The following is a 20,832-nucleotide window of genomic DNA, read 5'->3' on the forward strand; positions in this document are numbered from 1 at the left end:
AAGTCGACATTCAAACCTCAGTGTTCGGCGTCCGCGCGGAAGCCGCGGGGAATCAACGCCAGCGCCGCGACGGTCGCGATCGCGATGAGCGCCGCCGAGATCACGCTGGTCACCGTCACCGCATGCAGGTACGCCGACCGCGCGACCTCGAGAATGTACGCGCTGACCTGGGTGCCCTGCGTACGGGCGACGTGGACGGCGCCGCCGATGGACTCTTCGACCGCCGTCCGGCCGGGTTCGCTCAATGGAAGCTGGTGGACGCCGGAGGCGTATACGACGGCGGCGATGGTGCCGAGCAGCGCGACCCCGAAGCCGATTCCCAGCTCGTAGCAGGTCTCCTCGACGGCTGCGGCGCTGCCCGCCCGTTCCGGGGGCGCGGCCGAGATCATGACCGACGTCGTCGTGGTGATCGCCAGCCCGTCGCCGAGTCCGAAGGCGACCAGCGCCAACGCCGCCACGCCGTAGGTCAACGGCAGCGCAGCGAGCGCGACGAACGCCACGACCAGCGCTCCCAGCCCGAGCGCGAGCATGGCGTGGACGCCGAGCCGGCGTACCAGCCAGGGGGCGGTAAGCGCACCCACGAGGGTGGCGACGGCGCCCGGCAACATGCGTACGCCCACCTCGACCGGGCTGTATCCGTGCACGTACTGCAGCCACAAGGAGAGCAGGAAGTACGCCGCCCCGACCGCCATCATCGCCATGAGCGTCGCGATCGCGCCGGCGAGGAACGGGCGATTGGCGAACAGGCGTACGTCGAGCAGCGGATCGGTCTGCTGGAGCTGCCGCCGGGCGAACCAGGCGAGCAGCCCCAGCCCGGCCAGCAGGGCCACCGGGGCGGACGAGGCGAGCCCGTCGCTGGCCAGATGCTTGATGCCCCAGACGAGACTGATCATGCCGAAGACCGACTGCGCCGCCCCGAGCCAGTCCAGCCGCGTACGCCCCGGCGACCGGGACTCCGGCAGCAGGAGCCAGCCGGCGACGACGGTGACGACGACCACCGGGACGTTCACCCAGAACGCCGCCGACCAGCCGTAATGCTCCACGAGGACGCCTCCGAGCACCGGCCCGATCGCGGCGCCCGCCCCGGCCACGGAGGCCCAGATCCCGATCGCCGTCCCGCGTTCCCGGGGATCGGTGAAGACGTTCCGGATGAGCGACAACGTGGACGGCATGACCATGGCGCCGCCGACCGCCAGCAACACCCGACCGGCGATCAGCCGGCCGGGGCTGTCCGCAGTGGCCGACACGATCGAGGCCACGCCGAAGAGGAGGAAGCCCACCAGGAAGAAGGTCTTGCGGCCCCACCGGTCACCGGCCGCGCCCGCCGTGATGAGCAGGCCGCCGAGGACGAGACCGTAGATGTCGATGATCCACAGCTGCTCGTACGCGTCGGGCTCCAAGTCGTCGATCAACGAGGGCAGGGCGACGTTGAGAATGGTGGCGTCCATCGCGACCAGCAGCAGGCTGGCGCAGAGCACCGCCAGCACAGCCCACCGATTCGCCGTACGCGACCTCACGACGCGATCCGCCAGACCAGCACATCATCGACGCGTTCACCGGGCCGCCCGACGAGGAGCCGAATCGTCTCGGCCAGTGCCGCCGCGTTGGGTGTGCCGTCCGGGAGGAAGATCGCCCCGACTTTCCAGTAGTCGAAGTCGTTCGCGGCGCCGGCGACCTCCAGCGACCCGATCCGTGGCACCTGACCGGTCTTGGCGGCGGTCCGCATCCGGGCCGACGTCGTGGTGTGCGGCGTGCTGAACATCGCGATCCGGTCGGCCGACCGGGGATCCGGGCCGAGGAAGTACCCGCGGGCCAGGGCGAAGTCCAGTCCCGAGGTGGCCGCCCAGCGCATCGCGACGACGTCGCCCACCCAGCTCGGGTCGGCGTACATGAGACTCGTTCCGGGTGGCGCGTAGGCCCGCCAGGCCCCGTCGGCGAGAAAGCGTGGCATCGGCGTCGACGAGCTGACGGCGAGCGGCCTGGGGGCGAGCGGGACCAGCGCGAACAGCACGGCCGCGGCGGCCGCCACGCGCAGCGGCCACATCCACTGCCGCTCCTTCCGGCGCATTAGCCGATCCAGACTCACCGCGATGATCACCCCCAACGCGGGGATGACGGCCAGTCCCATCCGGGCCGGCACCACCGAGTCGAACAGCGGCAGCTTGATCAGCTCGTGCCACGGCCCGGGCGGGCCGATCCGGTGCCCGTCCAGCTTCGGGTACGCGCCGAACGACAGCACGGTGAACCACACCGCGATCGCCAAGGCGACCCGGATCGCGAGGGTGCGGATCTGCCACAAGGCCAGCAGGCCGAGGACCACGAGGAGCGGCCAGCCGAAGAAGGAGTTCGTCTCCGTCGCGTTGATCGCCAGCTTCGCCCCGTCGGGATTCTCGCCGAACGCCGTCACCGGCGGGAACGACACATAGGACAGCACGTCGAGGCTGAAGGACCGGCTGACGATCGCGGGAATGCCGTGATAGCTCTGCGGGCCGGCGAACTGGACATACATCGGGTACGCGAGCAGCACGACGGCGACCGCCGCGGTGACGGCGAGCCCGCCGAGAGACCGCCGCCACGAGGCGAGGATCAGCCTGGGCGTGCCCGCCAGCGTCACGAGCACCGTGATCGCCAACGCCTGCGCCAGCAGAAAGAGCACTTCTTCGTTGATGAAGAACTGGTACGCCACCAGCAGACCCAGGATCAGCCCACGGCGTACCGGGGCGAGATGCAGGCGCACGACGCACCAGAAGATCACCGGCACGAGGAACTGGGCGACCAGATTGGGATGGGCCTGGGCCTGGGCCATTACGCCGGGCGCGTAGCCGCAGAAGGCGGCCGCGGCGAGCGCGGCCCAGCGGTTGCCGACGAGCTGCCGTGAGAACACGAAGTACCAGGCGATCGGCGTGCCGACGAGGGCGAGCGTGAGGATCAGGGTGAACGTGACCGCCGGTCCACCGAGGAGGGTGACCGGCGCCAGCGGCAGCGCCAGGCCGAGGATCGAGGTGTTCGCCATGAGGTTGACGCCGGCCGGCGTGTTCAGCTCGCTCGCGAACAGGAGGCTCTGGCCGTGCGTCACGGCGTGCGCGGCATGGGCGAGCAGCCATTCGAAGAAGGCCTGGTCCTCGCGATTGGCGGTGATCGTCGCAGATGGATCACGCCACAGGGCGGCGGTGAACCAGACTCCGGCCGCCAGGAAGACAACGACGGCGACCACGTCGACGGAGATCAGCCGGCGTACTCGGGACGGCCGCGCTTCGAGGTGCGGATCGGCGTGCGTCGTCGCCGTGACTACCATTGACTCCCCCGATACCCGTGTTCGTCCCACTTAGCAGCGTGATTCCGATATGTCAGAATACGCCGGGTCCGACGCGGATCAGCAGCTGAAGTCAGGTCCGGGAGCGGTGCCGAGCCCCCGCGATCGGCATCCCGGCGTACTCGGGATTGCCGGTGGTCGAGGCGAGCGCGCCGAGCTGCGTCCCGGACAGCCGGCAGGCCGTCGTGTCGGTGAACGCCAACCACGGCATGTCGAGCGCGCCACCCGCGTCGACCGTCACCGACCAGCGAGTAGTGGTCGGATGGGTCGCCACGACCGACACGCCGACCCGCCCGAACTCGGCCAACTGGGCGTCCAGCTCCTCGAGCGCGCTGGTGTGCTGGCCCCAGGGGTCGGCGACGAAGAGGATGTGCGTCGTCCACAGTGAACCGCTGGCGCTGTTGATCCGGGCCGACATCGTGTCGGAGATGCCGCTCTCCCGCAGCACCGACCGGTTGACGACGGCGCGGCGGGCCACCCGGGACAGGGCGTCCTCGACCGACGGGATCGATCGCACCCGGGATTCGTTGAGCGCCCCCAGCGACCGGGTGTCGGTGCTGTTGAAGCCGCTCACGAGGACGGCCGCCGTGTCGGCCCAAGCCGCGGTCGCCGCCTCGGCCGCGAGGTGCCGCAACAGGTCGTCGCAGTTCTCGGGATCGCCGACCAGCGTCAGCAACCCCGTACGCTCGCTGTCGACCAGCAACTCCCCGCCCTCCGGCCAGGTGCCCAGGGTCAGCAGTCCGGGCAGCGGCGCCGGGGCGTCGTCCGGAGCGTCCAATTCGGCCCCGCTCGGGAGCGCCCAGGTGTCGGCGGAGCGGGCCGCGTACGGCTCGGGCGGGTCGCCGCACGGCGCGGCGAGCACCACCCCCAGCTCACCGGCGTACTGCCAGGCGGCGAAGATGTCCGGCATCGCCCAGGCCGGCCGCGAACGCAGACCGAGCGCGAGCCGCCGGAGGCTGGCGTCGAGCCGGTCGGCGGTGGCGGCCGGTCGGCGCAGTTTCGGCTCGTAGATCAAGCCGGGGACGCTCTCGGCCGAGCCGTCGGGAGTGCGGTCCGTCGGCGCCACTACGGGCGGGACCTCGACCGGCCACTCGACGCCGACCGGTTCCACCCGGGTGCGTACGCGATGCTTGCTGACCTGGTAACGGTGGATGCGGACGAGCCGTCGCCGCCACAGCACGGCATGCCCGGTCAGGACACCGGCCGCGGCGAGCCCCGCGAGCACGGCCAGCAGCGGACTCACTCCGCCTTCCTCGGCCCGGGCTTTCTGCGTACCAGTCGGAGTCGTCGTGGCCGGCGGAGAAGCGGCGGGTGACTCGGCCGGGGACACCGAGGTGGGTGGAGGCGTCGCGGCCGGTGGTTTCGGCGGCGCGGGCACGACCACACGGCCCGTCGCATGCCGCATCGGCCCACGGTCGTGCGCGTCGACGGGAAGCGTGAGCCGCCACCCTGGACGGATCAGGTTCGGGTTGCGGACCAACTTGGGGTTCAACGCCGCGATCTGGTGGTAGCGCTCGAAGTCGCCGGTGAACCGCTCGGCGATCTTGCCCAGGTAGTCGCCCCGTTTCACGGTGTAGACCGGTCGTTGGAGGACCACCGCCTGCTTGACCACCGGCTGGGTCTGCAGCGGCTGAACTACGGTCGCGATCGGCGGTGCGGGCGCCTGCGGCAGCGTCAGCACGACCGCCGGGCGCGCGACCGGGGCGGCGGAGGCCAACGCGCCGCCGGTGAAGACCGCGAGGATCGCGCCCACGAGCGCCGCCGCGACACGCTGCTGCATCCGCAGGCCACGCACGCGGATCGCCCGGCCGCGCAGCCGCCCGGGAATCTCGAGCAGCACCCCGGCCGCGAAACTCGCCCAGGCCAGCCAGCCGACGATCGTCAAGATCCGCGGGACCAGCGTGCCGTCGTCCGGCGCGGCCAGCGCGTCCCCGATCTCGGCCCAGGAGGGTACGCGATCAGGCAGCGACCCGACCCGGAGCAGCAGCAGCGGCGCCCCCGCCACCAAGGACAGCAGCCCCAGCAGGGCGGCGAAGGCGGTGACCAGCCGACGCATGGCTCCTCCTCACCCGACCAGGAGCACGGCGGTCGCCGCCCCGGTCGCGTACCAGGTCCGGCCGCCCAGCAGGGGAAAGCCGGAGGGATTGTCGTAGCCGACCGTCGCGGTGACCTCGACGGTCTGCCCGTCCTCCGCCACGTTCACGGTCCCGGTCGCTCCCGCGTCCCGCAGGTAGGCCTGCGCCACCAACCGCGCCCGCGCCGGATCGATCCGTTTCTCGCCGCCCTCGACGGCGGGCGGCAGCTCGATGGCCTGCCCGGCGACCCGGGCAGCCTCGGCGGCGATGTTGTCCGCCCGTTGGTACGCCCGCACCCGGCCACCGCCCACGATGATCAGCACCAGGATGCTGACCCAGCCCGTCGCGACGATCGAGAAGAACACCGAGACGCTGCCCCGACTCCGTCTCATGACCGCGTCCGGTAGGTGTCGAGGGGACTCACGAAAGTCGAGCTGAGCCGGATCGTCCCCGGCATACCGGGCAGCGCGACGTCGCCGAGCTCGGCGTCGCAGGTGACCGTCACCCGGACCGAGGCCGGCTGCCCCACCGGTACGCCGAACCCGCTCACGTCGACGTCGACGTCGGCCGGCGTACGGCAGGTGATGCCCTGCGCGTCGAACGACCGCTGCGCCGCGGCCAGCGCCCGATTGGTCGCGTCCCGCGCGGTTCGCGCCTGGCTCGCCGTCCGGGCCGCGTCGAAGGACGCCGCGTCCGCGGCCTGCTTCGCGATCGCGTACCGGCCGGCGATGATCGCGCTCGCGAAGAAGGCGAGCACCGCCGGGGTGAGGATCGCCAGCTCGACCGCGATCGTCCCCCGACTCCACTTCCCCGCGGTGGTCGTGCCCCCGCTCCTTCTGAGCTGGATCAGGGATCTCGGTCGAATCTTGCCCCAAGATTCGACCCGGATCCCTGATCCAGCGCTCACAGCGCGGGCGGTGCGGCCGGTGGCGGTCATGGAATCCACCGTTCGATCGGGCCGGACGCGGTCTGGCGGACGTGGAAGGTCAGCCACGGCAGCACCGACTGCGCCTCCCCGGTGACCACGACCTCCACCCGGTCACCGCTGATCCGCGTGGTGACCGTCGTGTCGGTCAGGGCCGGTCCGATCTGGTCGAGGAACCGTTGCGCCTCGGCGTTGCCGGTCGCGGGTGGCGCGCCGTAGAGCCGGGCCGCGTTCGCGCCCTGGGTCGCCGCGCCGAGGGCGACGGAGTGGGCGTACCAGACGAGGGAGGCCTGCACGATCATGAAGGTCAGCGTGAGGATGGGGCCGGTGAGGATGGCGAACTCCACCGGCCCCTCCCCGCGGAGCGGACGACGCCAGAACCGGTTCCCGGTCACGGGTTCTTCGGGACGTGGCCGAGCCAGCCGGTCACGATGCCGTTGAGGGCGGTGTAGACCGCCACCGCCAGGATGCCGATCAACGCGACCAGGATGATGTAGGGCACCGGGCCTTCGCCCCGGTCCCGTTCGGCGGGCGAGGTCAGGACCAGGATCCGCCCGTACAGCTTGCGCAGCATAACGAAGTCCTTTCGTCAGGTTTGGGCGAACAGGTTGGCCATGATCGGGAAGATGGCCAACGCCAGGAGGACCATGACCAGCATCGTGGCCGGGATGTCCAATTTGGAGGAACGCTTCTTCGCGTCCTCCAGGGCGCGTACGCGAGCCTGATCGCGCAGCGATTCCGCCTGGGCGCGCAAGGTCCGGTAGACCTGGGCGCCGTCCGATCCGGCGCTGCGCATGATGTCGGCGTACGCCGAGAGTTCGTCGACGCCGATGGCCAGCGCCAGCGCCCGCAGCTCGTCCCAGGGCGGGATCATCTGCAGTTGCGCCGTGAGCAGCGCCGACCGGAGCCGCACGTACGGCCAGCCCTGGCAGATCTTGGCCGCCCGCTCCATCGCCTCGACCGCGCCATGGCCCGCCCGGACCTGGTGCGCGGCCAGCGTCACATAGGTGCACAGCGCCCGGACGAACTCCGAGCGCGCCGACCGGGCCGCCGCGCGCATCGACCGGTGGGTCAGCCAGCCCGCCCCGATCGCCAACGCCAGCGAGATGAGCAGCGGGACCGCGGGCGAGAACGGCGCTTGGAGGATCACGGCGGCCACCGCGATCAGGCCGGGCAGCAGCATCGCGGCGAAGCCGACCGAGACGACGGTGGTCGCGTGCGCCTGCGGGGTCCGGTTGAGGATCTCCAGGTCCTGCTTGGGCAGCTCGACCCAGTTCCACCAGTCCCGGTCGACCGGGGCGTGCGACGGCGCGGCCAGGCCGGGCATCCCCGCGGTGGCGGGCGGATGCAGGCGCCGCAGCGCCGGGCCGAGCGCCGGCTCCGGCGTACGCCAAGCGACGACCGCCAGGTAGACGCCGAAGCCGACCAGTCCACCGGCCAGCACGGCGGCGATCACCCACAGATCGACGATCACAGCGCACCTCCGTCGAGCGGCGGCCCGCCCAGGAGCCGGGGACGGCGCTCGGGCAACGACAGCGACCGGATCCAGAGCATCAGCAGGACGTAGATCCCGGCGAGCACGGCCAGCAGGATCTGCCCGAAGACCGTCCCGTACGCCATCGCCGCGCCCGCGTTGAGCGCGCCGAAGAGCGCCATGGCGGCGGTGGCGACGGTGAGGAACTTGACGGTGAACCGCGCCCGCGCCCGTTCACTGTCGACAGTGGAACGAGTGGTGATCTCCTCCTGGATGGCGTGGGCGATGTCGACCAGCGCGTTGTGCAGACCGTCGCCCGCGTCGGCGAGCTGCAGGATCAGCGGCGCGACCACCTCGTCGCAGCTGTAGTCGTCGAGTTCGTCGGCGAACGCCCGCAACGCCGCCGCCGGATCGACCCCGGCCTGCAGGCGTACGGCGAGGTTGCGTACCTCGGGCCCGATGAGCGGAACGGTGGTGGTCCGCGCCGACGCCACGATCGCGGCCTGCAACCCGAGTCCGTTGTGGACGTAGTCGCCGACCCGCCGGGTCCACGCCTCCAGCGCGCCGAGCCGGGCGATCGCCCGTTTCTCCGCGCCCGCCGCCGAGAGCAGCCACGGCAATCCCGGTACGGCGACCAGGGCGATCGCCGCGCCGACCGGCCACCCGGTCAGGAACCAGGTCGCCGCGGCCGCCGCCACGCCGCCGAGCAGGAGAGCGGCCCGGAGCCGGGCGTGCGCCGGATCGTCGATGCGGTCGCCGGTGGCCATCCGGCGAAGCCACAACGCAATCGGCGACGGCGGCCCGGCCGGCTTCCGCGTCCCCACGCCGAAGCTCACCGCCAGCGCCATGCCGCCGCCGAGCAGGAGAAGGGCGAAGATCGCGAGCAGCTCGATCATCGGCGCACCCGCCGAGTGTGCAGCTCATGCGCCCACGCGCCCCGGTTGTGCGGCCCGGCCTCGATGTACGCCGTCAGCTCCCGCAGGTCGTAGCCGACGTCCAGCAGGTCCTCCCGGATACGTTCGGGCAGGTGCCGGGGTACTGCGCGGCCGTCCGGGCCGGGTCCGAAGACGGTGGTGGTGACCACCTGACCGTCCCGCATGCCGCCGACCTCGACGACGTGGGAGACGAACCGGTGCTCCGCCCCGCCGATCGCGCGCTCGTCGACGACGGCGGTGTAGACGATCAGGTCGATGCCCTGGGCCGCCATCCGCAACGCCTGCTCGGCCCCGATGTCGGTGCCGTACGAGCAGGCGAGCTGAACGATCGAGTCCATGACCTCCCGGGCCTGCCGGGCGTGGATGGTGCACATCGCACCCCGGCTGACCGTCATGGCCCGCAGCATCGGCACGATCTCGCGGCCCCGGGTCTCCCCGACGATCACCCGGCGTACGCCGAGCCGCTGGGTGATGGGCATCATGTCGTGGAGGTTCTTCTCACCACGCCGCCGGCCGCCGGTGTCGTACTCGCCGTGGCCCTGCAGCGCCTCCAGGCTGATCACCCAGTTGGACCCGGCCGGCTCGTGCAGGCCCAGTTCGCGAGACTCCTCGAGGGTGATGTACGGCTCGCCCGCCGGGATCGTGCGGGCCAGCGCCCGCAGCAGCGTCGTCTTGCCCGACCCGGCCAGCCCGGCGATCATGATGTTCGCCCCGGACTCCAGCGCCTTGGTGAGGAACCGGTAGAGCAGCAGGTCGATCATGCCCCAGTGATCCCGTAGCTGCTCCAGCGAGGCGTCGAACAGGCTGTGCTTGCGGATGTAGACGATCGGCCGCGGCGAGACCTTGTAGAGCACCGTCATCCGGGAGCCGTCCGGCAGCTGCATGTCCAGCTCCGGGTTGGACTCCGAGAGCTGCCGCTCGGTTGCCGCGACCCGCATCGCGAGCACCTGCAACATGCTGATCAGCTCGTCGTCGCTGTCGGCCACCGGCTCACCGCGGCTGCGCGTACCGTCCGCGTGATGCAGCAGGACCTGGTCGCAGCCGATGATGTGCACGTTGGTGATGTGCGGGTCGTCGAGCAGCCGCTGCAGCCGCCCGGCCCCGAACATCCCGGCGACCAGCGCCTCCAGCAGTGCCCGTTCCTCCTGCGGGCTCACCGGACGACCGGCGTGCGCCATCCCGGCGGCGTAGTCCCGGATCACCTCCCGGCCCAGGCGCTCGGCCGTCTCCCGCCGGTACGCCGCGGTCACGTTCGCCGAGTCGGCCAGCAGCTGACTCAACTTGTCGGTGACCCGGGTATGCAGTTGGCGTACCACCGAGTAGTCGAGATCGACCGCCTTCGGCACGAACGGCGCGGCCGACACCGGAACCACCGCGGACGTCGCATGCCCGTTCAACCTCGCTGGCTGAGTCATGCGATCACCGACCTGCGGCCGGCGCTCGCATGAGCGACACTGTGCCGGCTGATGACCGGCTGAAGGCCAGTCATGTGATCACCGACCTGCGGCCGGCGCTCGCATGAGCGACACTGTGCCGGCTGATGACCGGCTGAAGGCCAGTCATGTGATCACCAACCTGCGGCCGGCGCTCGCATGAGCGACACTGTGCCGGCTGATGACCGGCTGAAGGCCAGTCATGTGATCACTCCTCCGGGCAGCGCCGGGAGCTGAACCCGCGCGGCGCGGTCGGAGACCACCATCGCCTGCGTGGCCTGCATCGCCCGCGCCGCCGTACGCATCAACGCCCCCCGCCGACGACCGCGGCCCTTGCCGCCGAGCGCGCTCGCCGTGCCGGTGTCCCAGGCGATCTCGGCGACGACCGGCGCCATGAGGTGCCGGCTGAGTTCACGGGTCGAGACGCCGCCGCCGATCGCCAGCAGAGCCAGGGTGCCGTCGGTGGCGGGCAGTTCGCGCCGAAGCTGCGCGAGCGCCGGCACCGCCGGGGAGATCGTGCCGAGCGTCGCCGGTCGTACGCCCAGCAGCACGGCGTCGGCCTGCCGCAGCAACGGCCACGGCGGAAATCCGCTGGCCAGCCGGCCGCAGTCGGCGATGACGGTCCATCCGGCCCGGCTGAGCCCGGCGAAGAACTCGCCGATCGCGGCCCAGGCCGGGGCGAGCGACGCGCCTTGGGCGGGGTCGGACAGGCCGGGCAGCGCCAGCCGTTCGCCCTTGTGGTTGTCCAGGTCGATGAGCAGACCGGGCAGCTCCTGGACGGCCGTCCCCCGCAGCGTGGCCCCCGCGAGCGGCAGGACGCCCCGGTCGGTCGGGAGGTCGTAGCGGCTGAGGTAGCCCGCGAGGAGCGAGCCCCCGGCCGGGTCGCACTCGGCGAGCACCACCGGACCGGGCTTGCGCGCACTATCCGGGAAAACGTCGTCTTCCGTCGCGGGAAAGCCGCGATATCCCGGATCCCGCGCCAGAACCGCCCCACCGGAGGAAGACTGCGCGCCGGAGGCCGGCACGGACAACGTCGCGGCGAGCGCGAAGGTGGACACCCCCGGGGAGCCCTTGGCGGAGACGATCGCGACGAAGCTCATCGCACCTCCTAGGCTCCGGTTAGGGCGAGCGCGATGCGGTCGTCGGCGGCCATCGCCGCGACGGTCGGCGCGTCCGCGGTGGCGACCTCGACGTTGACCAGCGTCTCTCCTTCGGTGTGGCCGGGCTTGACGTCCGTCACCCGGGCGGTGATCGTCCGGGGCGGCACCAATTCGGGAGTGTTCTGCGCCGTCGTCGTGATCTTGTCGGGGATCACGACGAGGACTGCTTCGACGCCGATGCGTACGCGGGTCGCCGGCATCCGGTCCTCCTTGAGGAGCAACCCCACCAGCTGCTTGCCCGGCCCGGGGATCGCGTCGTCGGTGAGCTGCTCCAGGGTGAGCAGCGTGCCGGGGACCAGTGCCATCACCGCGTGCTTGCCGACCACGTCACGGGCCTGCCCGGCCGGGATCGGCCGCAGCCCGAGCGCCGAGTTGACCCGGACGATGACCAGGTCGGCCGAGGTGATCTCCGCGCCCGCCCCGACCGGGCGGGCCACCGCCAGGTAGTCATGGGTGGCGCCGATGCGCTGCACGACGTATCCGGCGGTCAGCGCGCCGGCGATGATCAGGAGGAGGGCGAGCGCGCCTTGGAGGAAGGACCGGCGGCGGGGGGCCAGCCGGGGCACGGCCAGCGGCGGCGCGGGCGGCTTGCCGGTCGCAACGGTACTCATCGGGTGACCACCTGCATTTCGTCGATCCGGATGTACGTCGTCGAGGACCGGGACACGTCCAGCTCGCCGGTCTCTCCCGTGGTCGCGACCCAGGTCACGTGCCACGTCGTCGTGCCTTCCACGCGGTACTGCCCGAAGTGCCCGGGCAGGCGCCGGTCTCGCGAGGGCTCCTCGTACCGATAGCCGCAGGTCGGCGAGGACTTCCCGCCGTCGGCGGCGGTGTAGGGCGTGCCCTGGTTCGGGCAGACCTTGGTGGACCCGTCGCCCATGTCCCAGCTGATCTGCCGCGATCGAGCGGTCGCGGTCACCGACAGCCCCGGCACCGAGGCGGTCGCCGACTGCGTCCCCCAGGTCTCCGGGGTCACCTCAGTCCACATCCACACGGGCAGCCCCACCAGCCCGGTGCTGCCTGGTCGCGGGACCAGCCCGATGGCCGGCCCGGCGATCGGCAACGCGTTGATCGCGCGCAAGGCGATCTCCAGCACCGACGGCAGTCCGCCGTAGCCGGGCGGCGGATCGGCCAGGAACTCGATGCCCGAGTTGACGAACCCTGCGGCGCCGCCGTCGTAGCACCACTTCTGGTAGATCGACCCGTCGCTCGGATCGTGCCCGCCCCAGGCGGGGTCGCTCGGCGGCAACGTCAGCCGGTCGTAGTAGCAGCCGTCGGTCGGGTTGTACCAGCCCAGACTGTCGCGGTAGCACGGAATCTCGCCCAGTTGCGGGTCGAGGCACACGTCCCGGCCGCCCCCGCCGCCACCACCTCCGCCCCCGCCGCCGCCTCCCCCACCGTCGCCACCTCCGGTGACGACGATGTAGCACGGCCCGTTGTCCGGCGGGCAGTAGATGTAGTCGGCCTGCGCGGGGCTCGCGCCGGCGACGACGGTTCCGGCCGCGATCACCACCAGGACCAAGGGGTACGCCCAACGGCGGCTCCGGTTCGCGTACCTCAGCATGACGCCGCCCGCTCCGCCTGCGACTCCACCCAGCGCCACTTGGCGTCGGGGTAGAGCCCGGCCCGCATCGTCACCGGATAGCGCTGGTTCTGCCCGGCCTTCACGACGGACTTTCCGGTCTTACGGCTGACGGTGTCGGTTCCCGAGTCGTCCACGCAGACCTCCACGACGATCGAGGTGGGGCTGACGCTGACCACGCGGCGCAGCGTCACCTGCGGCGAGCCTTTCCGGACGAAGCCCTGCTCCCGCATGATGTCCAGGTCGCGCTCCAACGCCGACATGTAGGTGCCGGCGGCGTACGGGTAGAGGGGGCGCTTCGTCTTGTCGGCGTTCCACTCGTAGACGCCGGACTGCGCCGCCTTCAGATAGATCGCGTTGAGCCGCTGGTACGCCGACCAGGCCTGGTCGACGGCCTGCTGATCGGTCGGCGAGAGGCTCGACTGGATCGCCGCCTTGCTCGGCGGACCGGCGGACGGGACTTCGACCGCCCGCGGGGAACAGCCGGATGCCAACTGCAGCAACAGAATCAACCCTGTTGCCGCTATCCGTCCTTTGTAGAAGCCGGATGGCATGCATCCCCCCTCGTCATCGGCTGGTCCCTACCCCCCGTCACCAACCGATTGCGCTCTCGCGGGCGATCGTACGATGATCGACGCCTATGTAACAAGGGGTGATCAATGTCCATACGTACAGTGCTGGCTGACGGATCCGTCTATTCCCACGTCGCCGCCCTTTTGGCAGCGCTCTGGTGGATCAGCCACGCCGTGCTGCTCTCGATCACCGACGTACGCACCCACCGCCTGCCGCTCCGCACCGTCGGCACGATGTCGGGCGGGACGCTGCTGCTGCTCGCCGGCGCCGCCCCGGTACGCCTCATCCCCGCCGTCCTCTGCGGACTGCTCCTGGCCGGGATCCTCTTCCTCCTGGCCCTGCCCCGGCGCGGCATCGGCCTCGGCGACGCCGCTCTCGCCTTCCCGATCGGCCTGGTCCTGGGCTGGGCCGGCTGGTCGACCGTGCCGATCTGGGCGCTGGCGACCGGCCTCCTGATGACGCTGACGGCGCTCGTCCTGCTGGCCCTTCGCCGGGTCTCCTGGCGCTCGGCGCTCCCCCTCGGCCCCTTCCTCCTGGCCGCAGTCCTCCCCGCCCTCCTCACCTAGCCCCCAGCGCGCTCACCCGCCCGCCCCGCCGCCCTTTCCGCGCGATCATGAACTAACGGGCATGATCGACCGGCGTGTCAGCGGCGCCGCATGGCACGGCGGGTCGCGGCGGCGCAGAGGGCCGCGACGCGGATGGGACAGGTGCGGGCTACGGGTAGGGGAGAGAGCGGGGGCCGACGACGGTCGCGCCGACTGCTTCGACCCGTTGGCGGAGCCCACGATCGGCGGTCACCACGACGACACCACCCTCCCGGTCGCGCTCGGCGGCGGCGAGCGCTGCGATCGTGTCGTCGCCTGATCCGGGCGACTGCTCTACGCGTACCCCTGGGATTGCGGAGATGCCTCGGGCCTTGCCCTCGACCACCAGCACGATGTCCAGCGGGCCTTCGTGGCCCGCGAAACCGGTGGTCGCCAGCGGCGCCAAGGCGTCGCGGAGCCGGCGCGCCGCACCCGCGCGATCGCGCCACCAACCGTCCGGGACCGACCCGACGACGTTGGCGGCGTCAACGATCAACAGCATGCGATGAGTTTCCCCCGCGACGGTCGTCTAACCGGGCATGAACCCTCGGACACTTCTTTCGCTCGGCGCCCTGGCCGGTCCGATCTACCTGGTCGTGGGGCTGACGCAGGCCGTCACCCGCGACGGTTTCGACCTCACGAAGCACGCCTGGAGCCTGCTCAGCAACGGCGACCTCGGCTGGATCCAGATCGCCGACTTCCTCGTCGCGGGCATCCTGACGGTGCTCGGCGCGATCGGCCTCCGCAGCGTCCTCATCGGAATCTACGGGGCAAGCCTGATCGGCGCCGGCGTCTTCCGGGCCGACCCGGCCCAGGGCTTTCCGGCCGGAACGACGACCGACACCATGAGCTGGCACGGCACGCTGCACTTCGTCGTCGGCGGCATCGGCTTCCTCTGCCTGATCGCCGCCTGCGTCGTTCTCGGACGGCGGTACCTGGCAGCAGGCCGGCGGGGGTTCGCGTGGTTCTCGTGGATCACCGGCGTCGTGTTCCTCGCCGGGTTCGCGGGCATCGCCAGTGGCTCGCACGGGCCGACGACGATCGGCTTCCTGGTCGCGGTCGTCCTCGCGTGGAGCTGGCTGACCGCGGTCTTCTGGACGTCCCGCTCCTGATCCGCCGCATCCCTCCGCCGACCTTCGCCAATCGGGTCCCCTCGCCGATCGGCCGTCACGGCGAGGGATCGGTCAGGCGGACTTCTTCGTCGGCGCGACGATCCCGCCGGCTCCGGTGACGACGAGCGAGACCAGCGCCATCGGCACCGCCAGGAAGTACACCCACCGCCAACTGAGTGCGGTCGTCAAGAACCAGCCGAGGACCAGCCCGAACAGCAAGCCGACAAAAGCGACCGCGGCTACGGCGATGAGCATCGCCGTACGCCGCGCGCCCGCCTGACCGGCCAGTGCGAGCGCGGTGCCGAGCACCGCACCGCTGCCGAAGCCGATGAAGAGCGACGCCGCCATCACCATGAACGCCGCGGGCGCCAGTGCCAGGAGCACGACGCCGATCAGCATCAACCCGATGGCCGGAGCGGCCACCGCGTTGGGCGCACGCCGCCCGAGCAGCAGTCCGGGCACGACGCCGACGCCCAGGGCCAGGAAGTGAATCATCAGCACGATGAGGTTCACCGTCGTGCTGTAGCCCATGTCCCGCTCGAGAGTCTCCCGCAACGGCCCGATCAGCGCGCCGATCTGGTACGCCGCCAGCATGGTTCCGAGGGCCGGTCCCACGATCATCCATAGTGGATGCCGGACGGTCGGGCTCTTCTCGATCATCACCCGGCCATATTAGGTCAATGCTCGGCGAGGGCCGCTAGGATCTGGTCGCCGTACTTGGCGAGCTTGTTCTCTCCCACTCCGCTCACGGTGCCCAAGGCCGCCAACGAAGCGGGCGCCTCGGTGGCGATCTGCCGCAGCGTCGCGTCGTGGAAGATCACGTACGCCGGGACGCCTTGCTCCTTCGCGGTCGCCGCCCGCCACGCGCGCAGCCGCTCGAAGATCGGCGCTGCCACTGGACTGAGGTCTGCGGAGGCTGCCGCCTTCTTCGCCGTTCCGGCGGCGGATCGACGCGTACGCTCAGGTTCCTTGCGGAGCAGGACTTCGCGTTGCCGGCTGAGCACCGCGGCGCTGCCGTCGGTGAGCGAGATGGTGCCGTAGCCGCCTTCCACGGCGAGCAGGCCTTGGGCGAGCAGCTGGCGAACCACCGCACGCCATTCGGATTCCTGCAGTTCGGTGCCGATGCCGAAGACGGACAGCTCGTCGTGCCGATGTTGGACGACCTTGTCGGTCTTGCGGCCCAGGAGGATGTCGATCGACTGACCGGCGCCGAATCGCTGGTTGCGTTCGCGTTGCAGCCGCAGCACCGTCGACAGCAGCTTCTGCGCCGCGATCGTTCCGTCCCAGGACTGTGGCGGCTCCAGACAGGTGTCGCAGTTGGCGCAGGCCTCGCTGGTTTCACCGAAGTACGCCAGCAGCTGCGCACGGCGGCATTCGGTCGTCTCGCAGAGCGCCAGCATGGCGTCCAGATGCGCGGCGAGCCCGCGCCGGTAGGCGTTGTCGCCCTCGGACGAGTCGATCATCTTGCGTTGCTGGACGACGTCCTGCAACCCGTACGCCAGCCAGGCGGTCGCCGGCAATCCGTCCCGACCGGCTCGACCGGTCTCCTGGTAGTAGCCCTCGACTGATTTCGGCAGGTCGAGATGGGCGACGAAGCGTACGTCGGGCTTGTCGACGCCCATCCCGAACGCGATCGTCGCCACCATGATCAGGCCGTCTTCGCGCAGGAAGCGGGCCTGGTGCGCGGCGCGCGTCGCGGCGTCCAGCCCCGCGTGGTACGCGAGCGCCTCGATCCCGTTGGCCACGAGGAACTCCGCAGTCTTGTCGACGGACGCACGCGACAGGCAGTAGACGATGCCCGCGTCACCGGAGTGTTCCGTCCGCACCAGTTCGAGGAGCTGTTTGCGCGGGTCGACCTTGGGCACGATGCGATAGCGAATGTTGGGCCGGTCGAAGCTGGAGACGAACAGCCGCGCCTCGGTCAGCTTCAGCCGGCTGGCGATCTCGTTCCGGGTGGCCGTCGTCGCAGTGGCCGTCAAGGCGATCCGCGGGACCTCCGGCCAGCGCTCGTGCAGCACCGACAGCGCCAGATAGTCGGGCCGGAAGTCGTGGCCCCACTGCGAGACACAATGGGCCTCGTCGATGGCGAAGAGCGAGATCCGGCCCCGCTCCAGCAACCTCATCGCCGAGCCGCCGCTCAACGCTTCGGGCGCGAGGTAAAGCAGGTCAAGATCACCGCTGAGGAACGCCGCCTCGACCTCGCGCCGCGTCTCGAGGTCCTGGGTGGAGTTGAGGAAACCGGCTCGTACGCCGAGCGCGGTCAACGCGTCCACCTGGTCCTGCATCAGCGCGATCAACGGTGAGATCACCACGGCGACGCCGTCTCGGAGGAGCGCGGGAATCTGGTAGCAGAGGGACTTGCCACCGCCGGTCGGCATCAGCACCAGCGCGTCGCCGCCGCCGATGACGTGGTCGATGATCTCCTGCTGCTCGCCGCGGAAGGAGTCGTAGCCGAAGATCTTGCGGAGTACTTCCCGGGGCTCCTGCACCCGTCGATCCTACGGACCGACTCCGACATCACCACCGTTCCGGCGTTTCCCGGAGAAGACGGTCAAGGGCGCTTATCCACTGGATAAGCGCCCTTGGCTACTGAGTAGCGGGGACAGGATTTGAACCTGCGACCTCTGGGTTATGAGCCCAGCGAGCTACCGAGCTGCTCCACCCCGCGTCGGCTTCTAAAGATTACCCCAGGGCGAACGGGCTGCCAAATCCATACCCGCCGACATCTGGATCACCTCCGTTGATCATGGCCGCCGGCGATCCGTCATGGGGTCGGCGGGACAGTTAGCCGGAGGGAGGCGGGGCGGTCGCCGAAGGCGACGGCACCGCCCCCGTGGGCGACGCAGCAGTGGCGGCGGAGAACTCCTGAAGAGCGGCCTCCAACTCGGCCAACGCCTGCCCTTGGGCGGCGAAGTCCCCCGTACGCTGAGCGGCCTTCAAATCAGCGAGCGCCTTCTGGATCTTGGCGACAGCCGCTTGAACGGTCGACGGCGACCCCGGCGGGGCGTCGGCCCCGGCCAGCTGAGCGAGCGCACCTTCCAGCGTGTCGGCATACCCGATCCTGGTGCCGTAGAGGGCCAGGACCTTGCGGAGCTGCGGATACTTCGGATCAGTGGTGTTGTTCACATAGAGCGGCTGGACGTAGAGCATCCCGTCGGCGTACGGGAGGGACAACAGGTTGCCGCGCTGGACGTTCTTGCCCCAGATGTTGATGTCCGTACGCACCGCCTCCTGCCCTTCCATGAGCTGGGCGGCCTGGTTGGGCCCGGCGGTCTGGGTGTCCTTGGGCAGCTCGAGCACCCGGATCTCGGGTCTCCCGCCGACGTAGGACGCGGAGACGAGTGCCGCGAGATTGTCCCGGTTGCCGGCCGGGGTGAGCGCCGACACCAGCTGGAACCGCGGCTGCTCTTGAGCTGCGCCGGGGGGCTGGGCGTAGAGGTAGTACGGCGGCTGCTTGGCCGTCTTGCCGGGCTGCGCCGGGTCCCTCGGCACCTTCCACTGGTCGCTGGCGGCGGCGAAGCTCGTCGCGTCGGCGACGTGGTAGCGGGTGAGGAGATCCCGCTGGACCTTGAACAGGTCTTGGGGGTACCGGAAGTGCGCGGCCAAGGCGGCCGGGATCGAGGGGTGCGGCGTGATGATGTCGCCGAACGCCTTGTTCCAGGCTTTCAGCACGGGGTCGCCGGGGTCGAACTCGTACAACGTGACCGTGCCGTCGTAGGCGTCGACCGTCGCCTTGACGGAGTTGCGCAGATAGGTGATCTCCTGCCCGGCCTGGGCGGTGGTCCCGGTTCCGGTCAGGGCGTCGTTGGTGGCGTCGCGCAGGTTGACGCGCTGGGCGTACGGGTAGTGCGCGGAGGTGGTGTAGCCGTCGACGATCCACAGGATGCGCCCGTCGACCACGGCCGGATAGGGGTCGCCGTCCAGGGTCAGGAACGGCGCGACCTTCTGCACCCGTTCCCGTGGATCCCGGACGTAGAGGACCTTGGAGTCGTCGGTGACCTGGTCGTTCAGCAGGAACCGGGTCTCCATGTACGCCAGCGAGTACAGCGTCTTCCGCCACGCCGAGTCCAGGCGTACGCCGCCCGACCCGGAGTAGGTGTAGTACGCCGCGTCGTCGGACGGCCGGTCGTACTCGATCGGCTGGTCCGCGCCGCCGACGACGGCGTACTCGTCGAACCCTTCGCCGTAGTAGATCCGGGGTTGCTCGATGTCGAGCTGGTCGACCGCCGCCGAACAGTTCGCCCCGGTGGCCGAGCCGCCGAGGAGACCGGAGACGAAGTAGGGTCCCCCGCCGCAGCCCACCCGGTCCGCCGGTGCGGCGACCAGGCCGTACCCGTGGGTGTAGACCATGTGCTTGTTCTGCCAGTTGGTCTGCGGCCCGGTGAGCCTGGCGTAGTCGATGCCCCGGATGCCGATCACGTAGTCGCTGGTCTGGCCGTTCACCGTGTACCGGTCGACGTCCAGCTTGTCGCCGAAGTCGTACCACGGCCGGACCTGCTGGAGCTGGGTGAACGACTCGTCCACGATGGCCGGGTCGAGCAGCCGGACGTTGCGGGCGATCGTCTCGTCGGTCAGCAGCGACGCGGGCGCCTGCGTGTTGGCCGAGGCGTAGCGTTCGACCGTCACGTCCCGCAACCCGTACGCGGTGCGTGTCGCGCGCAACGCGTCCTGCACGTACGGCTGCTCCAGCGTCGGCGTCTGGTTCACCTTGAAGGTCTGCACCCACCACGGCAGGACCCCGCCGATGGCGATCGCCGAGATGAGCAGCAGCCCGAGGGCGACGCCGGGCCACACCAGATTGCGGAGCACGGCGTTGGAGACGACGAGGATCGCGACGGCGACGACGATCGCGAGGTAGGACAGGATCTCCTTGGCCGAGACGACGGCGTGCACGTCGGTGTAGCCCGCGCCGTTGAAGTCGTATGTGGAGTTCCCGTCGAGCACCAGAGCGCTCTTGTCCAGCTCGTACGCGATCGCCTTCAACCCCACGTACGCCGCGATCAGCGCGGTCAGATGGGTGCGGGCGCCCGGCGTGATGCGGTCGCCGCGGCCGCGAAGGCGTACCGCGCCGTAGATGACGTGCATCGCGGTCGAGCCCAGCAGGGTCAAGGTGATCAGGGTGAACCCGAGGCCGAGCAGGAACTGCCAGAACGGCAGCTCGAAGACGTAGTACCCGATGTCGCGGTGGAACAGCGGATCGGTCTGCCCGAACGGCTGCGCGTTGCGAAACAGCAACCAGGTCTGCCACTGCCCCTGCGCGCCGAGCCCGAACAGCAGGGCCACGACCGCGGCGGGCAGGACGAGCCACCGGCCGAGCCGACCGGCCAGGGCGAACCGCATCCGGTCCAGCGTCTCCTCGGCCGGCGTACCGCCCGCGCCCGGCGGCAGGAAGGGCCGCAGGCGGACGGCGAGCGCCAGGTTGCCGACCAGGAAGAGACCGGTGGCCAGCGTCGCCACCACGAACAGGCCGACGCGGGTGCTCAGCTCCTTGGTGAGGACCGAGCGGAAGCCGACCTCGTCGAACCACAGCCAGTCGGTCCACAGGGCGACGACCCAGCCGAGGACGAGCAGGACGGCCAGTGAGCTGACGACCACCACGAGGGCGATGCGTCCGCGACGGCCCAGCGGGGGATGCTCAGCCAGAGTCACCCTGTCAGCTTAGGCAT

The 20,832-nt window shown here is 70.6% G+C and carries 20 protein-coding genes and 1 tRNA gene; 2 read left to right on the forward strand and 19 right to left on the reverse strand.

Annotation, left to right across the window (positions count from 1 at the left end):
- Nucleotides 1-17 precede the first annotated feature (17 nt).
- From AB0H43_RS08395 to AB0H43_RS08460, 14 genes are all read right to left on the reverse strand, one after another.
- A complete protein-coding gene (locus AB0H43_RS08395) occupies nt 18-1,517 on the reverse strand; it encodes an MFS transporter (RefSeq protein ID WP_359998319.1) in 1,500 nt (499 codons plus the stop codon).
- Complete coding sequence (locus tag AB0H43_RS08400; protein ID WP_359998320.1) at nt 1,514-3,295, reverse strand: hypothetical protein; 1,782 nt, start codon at nt 3,293-3,295, stop codon at nt 1,514-1,516. The genes AB0H43_RS08395 and AB0H43_RS08400 overlap by 4 nt, the downstream gene beginning before the upstream one ends.
- Nucleotides 3,296-3,386: 91 nt before the next feature.
- Nucleotides 3,387-5,369, reverse strand: coding sequence for a LysM peptidoglycan-binding domain-containing protein (locus tag AB0H43_RS08405; RefSeq protein WP_359998322.1), 1,983 nt, complete (start codon nt 5,367-5,369; stop codon nt 3,387-3,389).
- A gap of 9 nt (nt 5,370-5,378) precedes the next feature.
- Nucleotides 5,379-5,780: a hypothetical protein gene (locus AB0H43_RS08410; protein WP_359998324.1), complete on the reverse strand. Its 402-nt coding sequence runs from the start codon at nt 5,778-5,780 to the stop codon at nt 5,379-5,381.
- Nucleotides 5,777-6,325: a TadE/TadG family type IV pilus assembly protein gene (locus tag AB0H43_RS08415; RefSeq protein WP_359998326.1), complete on the reverse strand. Its 549-nt coding sequence runs from the start codon at nt 6,323-6,325 to the stop codon at nt 5,777-5,779. The genes AB0H43_RS08410 and AB0H43_RS08415 overlap by 4 nt, the downstream gene beginning before the upstream one ends.
- A complete protein-coding gene (locus AB0H43_RS08420; protein WP_359998328.1) occupies nt 6,322-6,660 on the reverse strand; it encodes a TadE family protein in 339 nt (112 codons plus the stop codon). Before AB0H43_RS08420 ends, AB0H43_RS08415 begins: the two co-directional genes overlap by 4 nt.
- Before the next feature lie 44 nt (nt 6,661-6,704).
- A complete protein-coding gene (locus tag AB0H43_RS08425; RefSeq protein ID WP_359998329.1) occupies nt 6,705-6,887 on the reverse strand; it encodes a hypothetical protein in 183 nt (60 codons plus the stop codon).
- 15 nt (nt 6,888-6,902) lie between these two features.
- Nucleotides 6,903-7,787 carry a type II secretion system F family protein gene (locus AB0H43_RS08430; RefSeq protein ID WP_359998331.1) on the reverse strand — a complete coding sequence of 295 codons (885 nt, stop codon included), beginning with the start codon at nt 7,785-7,787 and terminating at the stop codon, nt 6,903-6,905.
- Nucleotides 7,784-8,683 (reverse strand): type II secretion system F family protein, encoded by a 900-nt coding sequence (locus tag AB0H43_RS08435; RefSeq protein WP_359998333.1) that lies wholly within the window; start codon nt 8,681-8,683, stop codon nt 7,784-7,786. The genes AB0H43_RS08430 and AB0H43_RS08435 overlap by 4 nt, the downstream gene beginning before the upstream one ends.
- Nucleotides 8,680-10,137 carry an ATPase, T2SS/T4P/T4SS family gene (locus AB0H43_RS08440; RefSeq protein ID WP_359998335.1) on the reverse strand — a complete coding sequence of 486 codons (1,458 nt, stop codon included), beginning with the start codon at nt 10,135-10,137 and terminating at the stop codon, nt 8,680-8,682. Before AB0H43_RS08440 ends, AB0H43_RS08435 begins: the two co-directional genes overlap by 4 nt.
- A gap of 218 nt (nt 10,138-10,355) precedes the next feature.
- Nucleotides 10,356-11,255 carry a hypothetical protein gene (locus tag AB0H43_RS08445; RefSeq protein ID WP_359998337.1) on the reverse strand — a complete coding sequence of 300 codons (900 nt, stop codon included), beginning with the start codon at nt 11,253-11,255 and terminating at the stop codon, nt 10,356-10,358.
- Nucleotides 11,256-11,263: 8 nt separating this feature from the next.
- The gene (locus AB0H43_RS08450) at nt 11,264-11,926 is read right to left on the reverse strand and encodes an SAF domain-containing protein (RefSeq protein ID WP_359998339.1); all 663 of its coding nucleotides are present in this window, start codon (nt 11,924-11,926) and stop codon (nt 11,264-11,266) included.
- The gene (locus AB0H43_RS08455; RefSeq protein WP_359998340.1) at nt 11,923-12,879 is read right to left on the reverse strand and encodes a hypothetical protein; all 957 of its coding nucleotides are present in this window, start codon (nt 12,877-12,879) and stop codon (nt 11,923-11,925) included. Before AB0H43_RS08455 ends, AB0H43_RS08450 begins: the two co-directional genes overlap by 4 nt.
- Nucleotides 12,873-13,400 (reverse strand): hypothetical protein, encoded by a 528-nt coding sequence (locus AB0H43_RS08460; protein WP_359998342.1) that lies wholly within the window; start codon nt 13,398-13,400, stop codon nt 12,873-12,875. The genes AB0H43_RS08455 and AB0H43_RS08460 overlap by 7 nt, the downstream gene beginning before the upstream one ends.
- 156 nt (nt 13,401-13,556) lie before the next feature.
- Here AB0H43_RS08460 and AB0H43_RS08465 point away from each other — a divergent pair, with 156 nt between their 5' ends.
- Nucleotides 13,557-14,036, forward strand: coding sequence for a prepilin peptidase (locus tag AB0H43_RS08465; protein WP_359998344.1), 480 nt, complete (start codon nt 13,557-13,559; stop codon nt 14,034-14,036).
- 148 nt (nt 14,037-14,184) lie between these two features.
- Here the strand turns inward: AB0H43_RS08465 and AB0H43_RS08470 are convergent, their stop codons facing one another.
- Complete coding sequence (locus AB0H43_RS08470; RefSeq protein WP_359998346.1) at nt 14,185-14,556, reverse strand: hypothetical protein; 372 nt, start codon at nt 14,554-14,556, stop codon at nt 14,185-14,187.
- Nucleotides 14,557-14,593: 37 nt separating this feature from the next.
- Here AB0H43_RS08470 and AB0H43_RS08475 point away from each other — a divergent pair, with 37 nt between their 5' ends.
- Nucleotides 14,594-15,166, forward strand: a complete 573-nt coding sequence (locus tag AB0H43_RS08475) for a DUF998 domain-containing protein (protein ID WP_359998347.1) — start codon at nt 14,594-14,596, stop codon at nt 15,164-15,166.
- Between the two features lie 72 nt (nt 15,167-15,238).
- On the opposite strand, the gene AB0H43_RS08480 is transcribed toward AB0H43_RS08475, so the two are convergent.
- From AB0H43_RS08480 to AB0H43_RS08495, 4 genes are all read right to left on the reverse strand, one after another.
- Complete coding sequence (locus tag AB0H43_RS08480; RefSeq protein WP_359998634.1) at nt 15,239-15,826, reverse strand: MFS transporter; 588 nt, start codon at nt 15,824-15,826, stop codon at nt 15,239-15,241.
- A 17-nt stretch (nt 15,827-15,843) separates the two neighbouring features.
- Nucleotides 15,844-17,655: a DNA helicase RecQ gene (recQ, locus tag AB0H43_RS08485; protein ID WP_359998349.1), complete on the reverse strand. Its 1,812-nt coding sequence runs from the start codon at nt 17,653-17,655 to the stop codon at nt 15,844-15,846.
- Between the two features lie 105 nt (nt 17,656-17,760).
- A tRNA-Met gene (locus AB0H43_RS08490) sits at nt 17,761-17,834 on the reverse strand.
- 116 nt (nt 17,835-17,950) lie between these two features.
- Complete coding sequence (locus AB0H43_RS08495; RefSeq protein WP_359998351.1) at nt 17,951-20,815, reverse strand: UPF0182 family protein; 2,865 nt, start codon at nt 20,813-20,815, stop codon at nt 17,951-17,953.
- Nucleotides 20,816-20,832: the final 17 nt, after the last annotated feature.

Source organism: Hamadaea sp. NPDC050747 (assembly GCF_040654195.1).
GTDB lineage: Bacteria > Actinomycetota > Actinomycetes > Mycobacteriales > Micromonosporaceae > Hamadaea.